The 13519-nt window shown below is 36.1% G+C and carries 12 protein-coding genes; 6 read left to right on the forward strand and 6 right to left on the reverse strand.

All coding sequences use genetic code 11. The annotated features are described in order from the left end of the window. Positions 1–89 precede the first annotated feature (89 nt). Entirely contained in the window at positions 90–1718 is a 1629-nt protein-coding gene (locus NBT05_RS14245) for an acyl-CoA carboxylase subunit beta (RefSeq protein WP_265770533.1), read from the reverse strand. Positions 1719–1972: 254 nt separating this feature from the next. Between NBT05_RS14245 and NBT05_RS14250 the strand changes: the two genes are divergently transcribed. The 4 genes from NBT05_RS14250 to NBT05_RS14265 all read left to right on the forward strand — a co-directional run bounded on the left by NBT05_RS14250 (position 1973) and on the right by NBT05_RS14265 (position 6061). Further along, on the forward strand, positions 1973–3361 hold the full coding sequence (locus NBT05_RS14250; RefSeq protein ID WP_265770534.1) for a DNA/RNA non-specific endonuclease: 1389 nt from the start codon (positions 1973–1975) through the stop codon (positions 3359–3361). A 184-nt stretch (positions 3362–3545) separates the two neighbouring features. Next, positions 3546–3728, forward strand: coding sequence for a CAL67264 family membrane protein (locus NBT05_RS14255; protein WP_265770535.1), 183 nt, complete (start codon positions 3546–3548; stop codon positions 3726–3728). Positions 3729–3760: 32 nt separating this feature from the next. Further along, positions 3761–5452 (forward strand): energy-dependent translational throttle protein EttA, encoded by a 1692-nt coding sequence (gene ettA / locus NBT05_RS14260; protein WP_265770536.1) that lies wholly within the window; start codon positions 3761–3763, stop codon positions 5450–5452. A gap of 186 nt (positions 5453–5638) precedes the next feature. Continuing rightward, a complete protein-coding gene (locus NBT05_RS14265; protein ID WP_265770537.1) occupies positions 5639–6061 on the forward strand; it encodes a hypothetical protein in 423 nt (140 codons plus the stop codon). 219 nt (positions 6062–6280) lie between these two features. Here NBT05_RS14265 and NBT05_RS14270 read toward each other — a convergent pair whose 3' ends face one another. From NBT05_RS14270 to NBT05_RS14280, 3 genes are all read right to left on the reverse strand, one after another. Beyond that, a complete protein-coding gene (locus NBT05_RS14270) occupies positions 6281–6862 on the reverse strand; it encodes a pseudouridine synthase (protein WP_265770538.1) in 582 nt (193 codons plus the stop codon). Between the two features lie 30 nt (positions 6863–6892). Further along, positions 6893–7708: an MBL fold metallo-hydrolase gene (locus NBT05_RS14275; RefSeq protein WP_265770539.1), complete on the reverse strand. Its 816-nt coding sequence runs from the start codon at positions 7706–7708 to the stop codon at positions 6893–6895. Between the two features lie 64 nt (positions 7709–7772). Beyond that, the gene (locus NBT05_RS14280; protein WP_265770540.1) at positions 7773–8528 is read right to left on the reverse strand and encodes a sulfite exporter TauE/SafE family protein; all 756 of its coding nucleotides are present in this window, start codon (positions 8526–8528) and stop codon (positions 7773–7775) included. 148 nt (positions 8529–8676) lie between these two features. Between NBT05_RS14280 and NBT05_RS14285 the strand changes: the two genes are divergently transcribed. Further along, the gene (locus NBT05_RS14285) at positions 8677–10455 is read left to right on the forward strand and encodes a SulP family inorganic anion transporter (RefSeq protein ID WP_265770541.1); all 1779 of its coding nucleotides are present in this window, start codon (positions 8677–8679) and stop codon (positions 10453–10455) included. 31 nt (positions 10456–10486) lie between these two features. Here the strand turns inward: NBT05_RS14285 and NBT05_RS14290 are convergent, their stop codons facing one another. Then, complete coding sequence (locus tag NBT05_RS14290) at positions 10487–11470, reverse strand: hypothetical protein (RefSeq protein ID WP_265770542.1); 984 nt, start codon at positions 11468–11470, stop codon at positions 10487–10489. A 196-nt stretch (positions 11471–11666) separates the two neighbouring features. Between NBT05_RS14290 and NBT05_RS14295 the strand changes: the two genes are divergently transcribed. After that, entirely contained in the window at positions 11667–12485 is an 819-nt protein-coding gene (locus NBT05_RS14295; RefSeq protein WP_265770543.1) for a DMT family transporter, read from the forward strand. A gap of 94 nt (positions 12486–12579) precedes the next feature. Here the strand turns inward: NBT05_RS14295 and NBT05_RS14300 are convergent, their stop codons facing one another. Then, on the reverse strand, positions 12580–12834 hold the full coding sequence (locus NBT05_RS14300; RefSeq protein WP_265770544.1) for a hypothetical protein: 255 nt from the start codon (positions 12832–12834) through the stop codon (positions 12580–12582). Positions 12835–13519: the final 685 nt, after the last annotated feature.

A 13519-nucleotide genomic window follows, 5' to 3' on the forward strand; every position in this document is an offset into this window, starting at 1 on the left:
GGTTTCAACTTAACAATAAAGAAGGAATATGTTCCGCTTTATCAACCATTCTTATCCGGTATCAATTACTAAATCCTTATTTAAGAAAACTACACTTGTAACACCCCCATATTAAAAGGTTTTTCGATAGGGGACTGGTTGGCTGCTTCAATACCCATTGAAATTACTTTTCGGGTGTCCAGCGGATCTATGATACCATCTGTCCAGAGACGGGCAGCTGCATAATAAGGCGAAATTTGATCGTCGTAACGTGCTTTAATTTTAGAATATATAGTATTCTCGTCTTCTTCGGATAATTCTTCTCCTTTTTTCTTTAAAGAAGCTGTTTCAATTTGGGTGAGTACTTTTGCCGCTTGCGCTCCTCCCATAACTGCCAACTCTGCACTAGGCCAGGCATAGATAAAGCGAGGGTCATAGGCTTTACCACACATCGCATAATTTCCGGCTCCGTACGAGTTTCCAATTACAATAGTAAATTTAGGTACTACGCTATTACTAACAGCATTGACCATTTTTGCACCATCTTTAATAATTCCTCCATGTTCGCTTTTACTACCCACCATAAAACCAGTGACGTCTTGTAAAAATACCAGGGGAATCTTTTTCTGATTACAATTGGCAATAAAACGGGTGGCTTTATCCGCAGAGTCCGAGTAAATTACCCCCCCGAACTGCATTTCTCCTTTTTTATTTTTTACAATTTTACGTTGATTGGCTACAATACCTACCGCCCAACCGTCAATACGAGCATATCCGGTAAGTATACTTTGTCCGTAACCTTCTTTATATTCATCAAACTCTGATGCATCTACCAGGCGCTTAATGATTTCGCGCATATCATATTGTTCGTTTCTAGCTTTGGGTATAATCCCGTAAATATCTTTTTCGTTTAGTATGGGTGCAATAGGGGTAGTTCTATTAAAACCAGCATTTTCAGGGGCTCCTATTTTGGATATAATTTTTTTAATTGTGTCAAGGGCATCCTGGTCACTCTCTGCTTTATAATCTGTAACCCCAGATATTTCGCAATGGGTAGTAGCACCTCCCAGGGTTTCATTATCAATAGTTTCTCCGATAGCTGCTTTTACTAAATAGCTGCCCGCCAGAAAGATACTTCCGGTTTTATTTACAATCAAAGCTTCATCACTCATAATTGGTAAATAGGCTCCGCCGGCTACACAACTACCCATAACCGCCGAAATTTGGGTAATCCCCATACTGCTCATCACCGCATTATTCCTAAAAATCCGGCCAAAATGTTCTTTATCCGGAAAAATTTCGTCTTGCATTGGCAAGTACACTCCGGCGCTATCTACTAAGTAGATGATCGGTAATCGATTTTCCATAGCAATTTCCTGAGCGCGTAGGTTTTTTTTACCCGTGATGGGAAACCAGGCTCCGGCTTTTACCGTAGCGTCATTAGCCACTACCAGGCACTGAACTCCTTTAATATATCCTATAATAACCACTACACCTCCGCTGGGACAACCTCCATGTTCTTTGTACATTCCGTCTCCGGCAAAAGCTGCAATTTCCAGGGTAGATGCATCTTTGTCAAGTAAGTAAGCGATACGTTCTCTTGCTGTTAATTTACCTTTTGTATATTGTTTTTCAATCTTCTTTTCACCACCTCCCAGGTATACTTCTGCTAGTTTTTGTCGTAAGGAAGATACCAGTAATTTATTATGATCCTCGTTTTTATTAAAAGTTAGGTCCATGTGTTGCTTTTTTACGAAAATACAAAAAAGACCTTGCGAGTAGTGGTATTAGTAATAAATTATCAATAGTTATTAAAAAATGTAGTGAATATGTTAATAGGATTGCCTCTTTCTTTTAAAGTTAAAATTCCTATCAATCTTGTTATCTGGTCTTTCTTATGAATTAACATTTTCATAACGATTAAGGCATCCCAATTTAATCTTACTTATTTTAAATCCTTTACTTTAGGAGTCTAAAATAAACTCAACTTCTCATGCAAAACATTTCTATTAAAAATGTTGCTTTGGCAACAATCATTATTCTTTTCATTAATAGTTGTACTACCGAAGATAATATCTCCGAAATTGAAAATCAAAGCTTAGCTATTTTCGGTACACTAGAAGCTCCGACTTATCTATACGACAACCAGGGGCCACATGAACATAATCATAGTAATAAAAGAGCATCCGGCTTTACTGAAGGTTTTGAAAATACAGATAAACCCAGTTATGCTAACGGAACTATTTTTCTTCAAAATGGCAACTGGTTTGCTTCGGATGCTCTGGTAGGAGACCTGTCCAATGACCGGAAATTCGGAAGACAATCCGTACGTATCCGGAATACCGGTTATGTAGTAATGAGTTTTGATATGGATAACGGAGCCCGTTCTGTAAGTGTACGCCATGCTAAATACGGTAGTGACGGTACTTCTACCTGGCGTTTGATTGCCTCCTATGATCGAGGTGATAACTGGTCTTTTGTAGGCAATACGGTAACTACTAGCTCCACCCGTTTAAATACGGTAAGCTTCTCAGTGAACGATACTCGCCGTGTTCGTTACGGAATCTATAAAACCGGAGGCGGGAGCAGTCGGATTAACATTGATAATATCGAAATTAATACTGGCGGAAGTACCGGAGGACGGGCACAAAGAGATAGCAACCTAACCTTTGGAAATCCATCAAATGCCGGTAATTTCTCCAATAATTATTTTTTATTAAGACCTGAATATACATTATCTTATAATGAAGACCGCGGTACGGCTAATTGGGTAAGTTGGCACCTGAGCAAAGCCTGGAGAGGTTCTGCTTCGAGGTGTAACTGTTTTGAAGAAGATCGTTCATTGCCTTCTTCTTTCTTTAGAGTTTCCTCTTCGGATTATAGTGGTTCGGGTTTTGACCGGGGGCATATCTGTCCGTCGGCAGACCGGACTTTTAGTAGTGGTGGTAATGCAAATACCTTTTTTATGACCAATATGGCACCACAAGCCCCGGACAATAATCAAAAGAGTTGGGCTGATTTTGAGAATTACCTCAGGTCACTATTAGATGATAACGAGATTCATATAATTTCCGGAGTGGCAGGTAGTGGTGGTACCGGTCGTGAAGGATTCAGGCGGACGATTGCGAATGGGGCGGTAAGCGTACCAGATTCTTTTTGGAAAGTAGCCTTAATTATTCCTAACGGAACCAATGATATTAACCGGGTAACTACCTCCTCAAGAGTACTGGCAATCAACGTTCCGAATGACCAGAATATCAGTACGAACTGGAGAAATTTTAGGACTAGTATTGATGCTATCGAGCGATTGACCGGATATGATTTTTATGAAAATTTACCTAACCAGGTAGAAGCTGTTTTAGAAGCCAGGGTAGGAAATTAGAGGTGTACCTTACTTATTTTAAAATAAAAGACTGAAAAACAGGCAATTTGCCTGTTTTTTTATACCCTAACTTTTACGTACGTATTACTTTTACTACATCCGATCCTAATAAAGTTACGGTTATGACCGGAAATTAACGATATTTGTTTTTCAACTAAACAATAAATCATCCAAATAAGGTATTATGGGTATGAATAAAAATACGGTATTGGCATGGGCTACATTTATCATGATTCTGGTAGGAGTCTCCTTAATTCTCCTAGGGGCTTTTAGGTACAGAGAGGTCTCCGGCTGGGGATTTGCCGCAGTTGGAATCGGTTTTTTTGCCATTGCCTGGGTATTTAATGCCTTAAAAGGAAGAGTATAGTTAAATATTCCACAAACATTTAAAATAGAAATATGTCTGATGACAAGAAAGTGATTTTTTCCATGTCGGGAGTCACTAAAACCTTTAAAAGTGCCAATACTCCGGTACTCAAAAATATATATTTAAGCTTTTTCTACGGAGCTAAAATTGGTATCTTGGGTTTAAACGGCTCTGGTAAATCAACTTTATTAAAAATCATTGCCGGGATAGATAAAAATTTTCAGGGAGATGTGGTTTTTTCTTCGGATTATTCAGTAGGATACCTGGAACAAGAACCTCAGTTAGATCCCGATAAAACCGTACTGGAAGTAGTCAAAGAAGGAGCGGCTGAAACGGTTGCCATCCTGGATGAATACAATAAAATAAATGATATGTTCGGCTTGCCGGAAGTCTATGAAGATGCAGATAAAATGCAAAAGCTGATGGATAAACAGGCAGAACTTCAGGATAAAATTGATGCTAGTAATGCCTGGGAATTAGATACCAAGCTGGAAATTGCCATGGATGCTTTGCGTACACCGGACCCCGATAAAAAAATAGAGGTATTGTCCGGTGGAGAACGAAGAAGGGTGGCCCTATGTCGTTTATTATTAAAAGAACCGGATGTGTTATTGCTTGACGAACCAACCAACCACCTGGATGCCGAATCCGTACATTGGTTAGAACACCACTTGGCACAATATAAAGGAACGGTAATCGCTGTGACCCACGATCGGTATTTTCTTGATAATATCGCAGGTTGGATACTTGAATTAGATAGGGGAGAAGGAATTCCTTGGAAAGGGAACTATTCTTCTTGGCTAGACCAAAAATCCAAGCGAATGGCACAGGAATCCAAAACTGCTTCTAAACGTCAAAAAACCCTGGAACGTGAATTGGAATGGGTAAGACAGGGAGCTAAAGGTAGGCAAACCAAACAAAAGGCTCGTTTAAAGAACTACGATAAGTTGATGAGCCAGGATCAAAAACAGGTAGATGAAAAACTGGAAATCTATATTCCGAATGGCCCCCGGTTAGGGACTAATGTAATTGATGCCAAAGGAGTGAGTAAGGCTTTTGGGGACAAGTTATTATACGAAGATCTAAACTTTACGTTACCACAAGCTGGTATTGTTGGGATCATTGGTCCTAACGGGGCGGGGAAAACGACGATCTTTAAAATGATAATGGGTGAAGAAACCCCGGATCAAGGAAATTTTGAAGTAGGTGAAACTGCAAAAATAGCTTATGTAGATCAAAGTCATAGTAATATTGATACGGAAAAGACCATCTGGCAAAATTTTAGTGATGAGCAAGAATTAATTATGATGGGTGGAAGACAGGTAAATTCCAGGGCTTATTTAAGTCGTTTTAACTTTAGCGGAAGCGAACAAAACAAAAAAGTAGCCACTCTATCTGGTGGGGAACGGAACCGTTTGCATCTGGCAATGACTTTAAAAGAAGAGGGCAACGTATTGTTACTGGATGAACCTACTAATGATTTGGATGTAAATACCTTGAGAGCCCTGGAAGAAGGTCTGGAAAACTTTGCGGGATGTGCGGTAGTAATTTCTCACGACCGTTGGTTTTTAGATCGAATATGTACACATATTTTAGCTTTTGAAGGAGATTCACAGGTATACTTTTTTGAAGGAAGTTTTTCTGATTATGAAGAAAACAAGAAAAAACGTCTAGGGGGAGACCTTATGCCTAAACGAATTAAGTATAAAAAGTTGGTTCGGTAGATTTTGAAATATTATGAATCTAATTAAGCTATTTATTTTTTTACCATTTATACTTAACGCTCAATTTAATGATGTTTTAGTTTTCAAGGATGGAAGAAAATTATTGGGAGAGGTTGTTCACGTAAAGAAAAATGCTATTTACAAAGAATCAAAAACATTAAAAAACAAAAGTTTAATAAAGAACTATTGTACGCTGTTACCAAGGTAATTCCTATTTATGGAAAGGATACCAAAACATTCTTTTATAAAAAGGTTAAAGGGGGTAAGGGAATTCTTATTCTTGAAAAGTTAGTTGGCGGAACTACTGAATGTTATCGTGAACTTTCCTATGTAAATAATGCGGGTGGTCTAATGGGTTTAGGAACTGGAGGTCGTATGGGTCCGGTTTCTACTTACTATTTAGGAAGACAATCAGATAGTACAGTAATAAAAATAACACATGGACCTAGATTCAAGAAATTTAACTCAATAATTAATTCTTTCTTTAAGGAATGTCCTCAATTACTTGAGAAGTATAACTCAGGATTCTTTAAAAAAGAAATAGAGTCATTAGTCGATATGACTAAATTTTATAATGAAACAGGGTGTACGACAAATTTCCGTAAATAGAGATTTTTATAATTTTTTAATTTCCAACATTTCTTGATTTTACTGAGTTTTTGTTTCTGAAAAAATTAAGTTATCAGCAAAACCGGAAATTTGCCGTACACCTATGAAACCTGCAACTAGGTTAAATTAAGATAATTACTTTTGAAGAGGTAATGCCACTATTAAATTTCTTAACTCGTTATATGTAAGAGTATAAAATAGTTTTGACAATAAATAAAACTATAGAATAGCGATATCCGGTAATGCAACAACTTCCCCCACCTGCATATTTTCTAGATAGATACTACCTATCCGAACCCGAACCAAACGTAAGGTAGGCAATCCTACCGCTGACGTCATTTTGCGGACTTGCCTAAACTTTCCTTCGATTAAGGTTATAGAAATCCAACTGACCGGACCGTGACGGGCATCCCGGATTTTTTTACTACGTTCCGGTAGATTCGATTTTTCTGGGAGGGCGACCACTTTGGAAGGTTTGGTCTGATATTTTTTACCATCAAAACCTATCTCGACCCCAGTTCTTAATGTTTTAAGAATCTCTTCGGTAATTTGTCCGTCAACTAAGGCATAATATTCCTTTTCAATACCTGCACTATTGATATGATTACTTAATTTTCCATCTGTAGTTAGCAGTAAAAGGCCTTCAGATTTTTCGTCCAGGCGACCCACAGACATCAATTTTTCCGGAAAATCAAATAACTCACCGAGTAACTTCTTTTTACCTTGCTTTTGACCGTTATTCACAAATTGGCTTAAATACCCGTAAGGTTTATATATCTTAAAGTGATGGTGGTTCTCCAAATACGTAAAAATATACTTTCTTAAAAGTAATTACGGTATCGCCGGATACCAATCCCATTGAATCACTTCGATATCAGGACTACCAGCATTGACTAAAGCTTTAAATTTGGAAACATCGCTTAAGCCTTCGGTACCCCGATAATGGTAAGGATATACCCTTTTAGGTTTAAAAGCAAGTACGGCATCTGCCGCCGCCTCAACTGGCATGGTATACGGCAAATTCATACAGACAAAAGCTTTATCAATATTTTCTAAGCTTCGCATTTCAGGAATATCTTCCGTATCTCCTGAAAAATAAACACGTTCTTTTCCTAAGGTCAGTACATATCCGTTTCCTCTACCTTTATTATGAAATTTTAGGGCTTCTTCTCTTAAGTTGTACATGGGTATAGCCTCTATGGTAATCCCTTTTAGGTTTTTACTTTCACCATTATTTAAAATTATTAGCTGACTATTATAAGAAGCGGGTAGTTTTTCTGCCACGGCTTGTGGAGCTATTACTTGTGCATCGGATAAATCCAAACTATCCAGGGTTGCTATATTCATGTGATCTCCGTGAATATCTGTAATCAAAACCATATCCGGTTTTTTCTGACCTTCAAAAGCTTTTCTACCTCCGGTTGGGTCAATATAGATTACGACATCATTATATTCTACTACCGTAGTGGCATGTTCAATAGGGGTAATGGTAGCGACTTTTTCTTTTTCTGTAGTTTCAGTAGGTATTATTTTATTAGTTGCCAGTTCTTCATTGGTATTCTTTATTGAATCCTCTGATTTTTTAGTGTTTTTACAGGAAGTAAAAAAAACTGTAATTAAAACAGAAATAAATAGTATGTTTTTCATAGTAACGAATTTCATTTTCTAAAGTATTAAAACCCTCGTAGCTTAAAAATATTTTACAAGAAGATTAACTATCCACCCAGAGTTTAATAGCCATAGCTATTACCATTACTAGCAAAAAGAATTTAACCAATCCGTCTCCCTTATTTACAGACCAACGACTGGCAATCCACCCACCACCAGCATTGCCGGCAGCCAAAATTAGACCGTATGTATAATTAACCTGGTCATTATAAATAAAAATGCTCAGGGCGGCAACAGTATATATACCTACAACTATGGCTTTTATAGCATTAGATTGAACTAAGGAAAAGCGATGTACGGTGCTTAATGCAAAAAGAATAAGGATACCTACTCCAGCCTGGATAAAACCCCCGTAGATACCAATAAGAAAAAAGAGTATCCCACCTATCGATTTTTTTAAAAGAGTCTGTTCGGTTTTAGGTTTATTATTAGCTGTTTTAGGTTTTACCAGCATAAAAATAACTACCAGCACCATGATAACCGCCAGTATTTTATTGAAGATTTCTTCATCCAGTGTGACTGCTATTCGGGCTCCAATTAACGAACCTATTAACGCCCAAATACCCAGGTAAAAACTAAAACGAGAAGGTTGAATACCTTTACTTTTAAATCCAGCTACAGAAGTTGCGGTTTGAATAAAAATTCCGATACGATTAGTCCCGTTAGCTACTGCCGGGGGAAGCCCTAGAAATATGAGTAGGGGCAGAGTTAATAAAGAACCTCCCCCCGCCAACGTATTTACGATTCCGGCAAAAAAACCTATTGCAATAATTAAGAAGTATACTAAAATTTCATTCATATTTACTACTACTGAACGACTAAAGTACGCTGAAATCTTAAGAAGTAGAAGAGTCGAATAAATCAAAAATTATCGAATTATGAATATCTAAATAAGAAGATACCGGAATTTCCGAGATTTTTATCATACATTTATTATAGGAAAAAACTTGCTTTTTATACCTATTGCTAATTATAAAAATACCGTTTTAAAGAAAATTGATCACATATTTCCGATTGCTGCTGTTTTCAGATCATATACTCGCTCTCAGTTTAAAGCAGATTTAATTGCTGGTATTACGGTTAGCATTGTTTTAATTCCTCAGGCCATGGCGTATGCTTTGCTTATGGGAGTACCTCCGATTTACGGATTGTACGCTTGTGTTTTCCCTTTATTTATTTATACGTTTTTAGGAACTTCCCGTTTATTAAGTATAGGTCCGGTAGCCGTTACTGCTATTTTAGTCATGAGCGGAGTAAGCCAACTTGCTGAACCCTTTAGTGATCAGTTTTTAAGCCTGGTTATTTTTAGTAGCTTATTAATTGGTTTATTACAGATTATTTTGGGGGTTTTACGGATGGGCTTTTTAGTAAATTTAATTTCACAACCCGTGCTTACCGGTTTTATTTCTGCTGCAGCAATTATTATTATCGTATCCCAATTAGGGGAAGCACTGGGTATTTCTGTGCCCTCTTTAAATACATTTCAAAGAATTCAATATACTTTTCAAAACCTACAGAACACTCATGTACTTACATTTGTAATGTGTTTACTGTCTATTTTATTGATAATGGGGTTAAGAAAATGGAAACATTCTTTTCCAGGGGCATTGTTCATTTTATTATTAAGTTCCTTAGCTACGTATTATTTTAAATTATATGATCAGGGAATTTCAGTGATTGGTGAAGTTCCAAAAGGGCTACCTGATTTTGAACTACCAGATTTTAGCTACCAAAACATGCTTACCCTATTACCTGCTGTTCTTACCATTACCTTTATAGGATATGTTGGCAGTATTGGTATTGCCAAATCCCTGGAATTAAAAAATAAAGATCACGTAATTAAACCCAGCCAGGAACTTTTAGCGCTTGGTATAGCGAAAGTGATCGGGGCTTTTTTTCAAGCAGTACCTTCCTCAGGGAGTTACAGCCGGACCGCTATTAACGACAGGGCAGGAGGTAAGACCCAAATTTCCTCATTGATCACAGCAATTTTAGTGGTTATTTCCCTTTTGTTTTTAACCACATACTTCTATTACATTCCCAAAGCCGTACTTGCCGCTATCATTTTAGTTTCGGTATTGGGGTTAATTGATGTGAAAGAAGCGATACATTTATGGCATATTAAAAGAAAGGAATTTATCATTATGATTACTACTTTTATTGGTACGCTGATCATAGGAGTAGAGTTAGGAATTTTTATCGGTGTTTTATCAGCCTACTTTTTTCTACAATATCACAGTTCCCGTCCGCACGTAGCTGAACTTGTAAAAATCCCTGATACGAACTATTACCGAAATATTTTAAGGTTTCCGGAAGCCCTACGTTCAGAACAATATCTAATTATCCGTTTTGATGATCAATTGTATTTTGCCAATGCTACTTATTTTAAAGATGTTATTTTAAAACATATTGGACAGCGTAGCGTAACGCCAAAATTTTTAATCCTGGATGCAAAAAATATGCATGATATGGACACTACCGGTTTGTACATTCTGGAAGATGTATATACATATCTTGAAAACTCCGAAATACAATTATTAATCAGCGGAGCCATCGGGCCGGTTCGGGATTTTTTGCAAAGATCAGGCTTTACCGATCAGTTAGGAAGTGCGTATTATTTTATGACCATTGCAGATGCAGTAAGTTACGTAGAAAACAAATCGGTACATACTCATACATTTACTCCAGCTGTACAGTATAACGAAAGACGTTCTTTGTTGGATTAGGGTTTATTATACTCAGATGCTAGTTTATGTCCTACCTATCATAAACATGCAACTTCAATCCCATTCCGTAGTTGACGTGATTAATTCTGATTAGATTATTTCCTTCCGTATAGTTTTTATCAAATCGTTGCCAGGTTCGGTTTCTAAAAAATATTCTTCGGGCGAAGGTGATATTATTTTTTATTTTATTAGTAAAGGGTAGTAAAGGACGAAAGGTAGTGGGAATTTTAACAATACCGCGATTGGTTTCTACTTCATGATATTTCTTACCTTGTTGTAACTTACCGTTCTTATCCGTATATCCCAAAACTTGTATCGATATAAAAATCCCTTCTTCAGGAATAAAAACACCCGAATCCGAAATATCTAATTCAAAGTTAGACTTACTCTTATCTGTAATTCTGAAAAAAACGTCTTTATAGGGTAAACGTTTTCCGGGAGCCCCTTTTTTATTTTTATAAAATTGCATCTTAAATTGGGTAGAGAATTGTTGTTTTTTACCGGAAGGTCCCCGAATATCTTCCAAAAGAATTGGCAAGTACACCGATGCAATTTTAGTCCGTTGCAGAGGTATTTTCGGAAAATAAACTGCAACTTCGGATTCTACGGTAGGTAACCAGGATTTAAAGTAGTCATTATGTACAATAGCATTTTTCTTTTTTGTCTTATACTTCCCCAGGTTCTCGGCGGTAATCAGAACCTCCTTTAATTCCGCTACTTCCTGAACTAAATTTATAATAGCAGGTAAATTTGAAGTATGTAAAGACAATTCTTTATATCCTAAAGCGGAAATATATAAGGAAGTAATATCCGGGTAGCGTTTTTTACTAAAATTAAAATCTCCGGCTTCATCAGCAAAAATACCTTGTCCGTTACCAAAAGAGATAGTAGCATAAGAAACCGGTTGTTGCGTAGTACTATCGACTACTTTATACACTTGAGAATGTACTGGTAAATAGCAAATAAATAATAGAACACTTAAAAACAGTACTATACGTAAAGAAGGTTTGATCATGGGGTAATTTATGACTTTAAATTGACTTTAAGAATTGGAATTCATAAGTGGTTTCTACAAAATCCACACCGAAAATTAAATGAAGCTTATTTAATAAATTTAGTTATATAAGGAAGCTAGCCTTAAGTACTAGCTTATCTTTACAACTTGAGAACCATTCTAAATATTACTGCTATTGAGAAGAGCGATCCAATGCATGCTATTAAGTGCCTTATTTTTTACGGCAATGAATATTACAGTAAAATACTTATCCGGATTCAGTGCGGCACAATTAGTTTTTTTTAGATCTCTCGGATCTTTGTTTTTTACCGTTCCCCTTCTCATTAAGAATAGGATTTCACCTTTAGGAAATCAAAGAAAGTGGTTAGTTCTTAGAGGGGTTGCAGGAGTAACTTCTATGGGTCTGTTTTTCTGGTCCGTACAATATCTTGCCATTGGAACTGCTGTCTCTTTAAGATATCTGGCTCCCATATTTGCCAGTATTTTTGCACTGCTTTTTTTAAAAGAAAAGATTAAAATACTTCAGTTTTTCTTTTTTGGCATTGCTTTTTCCGGTGTACTTCTAATTAAGGGATTTGATCACCAATTACAGACTACCGGTCTGGTTTTGGTAGTTGGTTCTGCTATTTCCAGTGGTTTTGTCTATGTATTAATCAATAAAATTGGTAAACATGACCACCCTGTGGTAATCGTAAATTATTTTATGATGATCGCTGTATTTGTTGGTGGGATTTTTTCTATATTCTTTTGGCAAAAAAACCCAAATATTTCAGAACTATTAATGTTGTTGAGCCTTGGCATTTCTGGTTATTTCGGTCAGCTTTTTATGACTAAAGCTTTTCAAAGCCAGGCAACTAATAAAGTAGTTTCTTTAAAATATGTAGAAGTGCTCTTTACCCTATTAGGAGGAGTATTGCTATTAGGCGATAATTACACCTTAATCAGTTTAGTAGGAATGGTACTGGTTATTACCGGCTTGGTATTAAACATCACCTATAAAACCAGTTCTTCATAGAAAATAAAAACGACCCTACCACGTTTTAACCTATAGATGTGTTACGTAGGGCCGTTCGCCATGGGGCTAAATAGAGTTGTGTTGTATAGGGTGGTTAGCTAAAATCTTCTCGTAGATAGTACATTAGTTTTGCCCGGTCGGTAAAACTTTTAATACCTAAGATTTCGCCGTTTAGTTTATTATAAACTACTTCGGCAAATAAAAAATCACAATAAAAAATACTGTAATAAAAATCCCGGTTTGCGTCGTTAACACTGAACAGGTGAATACCTTTTGACCAGATATCTCTGTATTTCGTTTGTAAATCTCTAGAGTTAAACTCTTTCTCTAATGGTGATGGTTGTATCATGTTATTAATTTTATTCTAGGGAAATACTAAATTACACAAAAACCGTAACTGTACAAACTTTTTGACATAAAAGTTAAGTAAATCTTAATTATTTTTTTAAACAGGTTAGCACAGCCTATCGAATACTAATTGTAATATTTAAATAGTATACTGTTGTTCAAGTGATTAAATATATGTGTTGTTATGCTAGTTTAAAGTTTACTTTTAGAATTTTTATATTTTTAACTTTATTCCGTATAAGCTAGGTGAAAATTTTTCACTTTATATAATGTATTTATAGGTATATCCATAGTCTTCATAGTTTGTTTTATATTTAACAGGGTTGCAGAAAAAACTAACATCCCGGGTGTGTTGCTACTTATTAGTTTAGAGATTTCCATTCTAGAAATATTTCGTTTAATAAATACAATGCTTCAGTGGTTTATATTTATCTTAGGTCACTTAAGATGTTACTATAGTTTATACTTACAATGGTCTTCTTTGCTAACAATATAATACCATTATGTACATACTATATATTTTGTTAAGGTTTTTTGATCTTTTATTAAACAAAAAGTAACTTATTTAGGAATATGACAACAATTTTCAAGAATTATTGAGTTTTTTCAAGAATTGTGCAGAGTTTTCTTTAGTTTTAGGTGCTTTATGACATAAGCAATAAAATCCTCATTAAAAATTACACATT

This window comes from Aquimarina sp. ERC-38 (assembly GCF_026222555.1).
GTDB lineage: Bacteria > Bacteroidota > Bacteroidia > Flavobacteriales > Flavobacteriaceae > Aquimarina.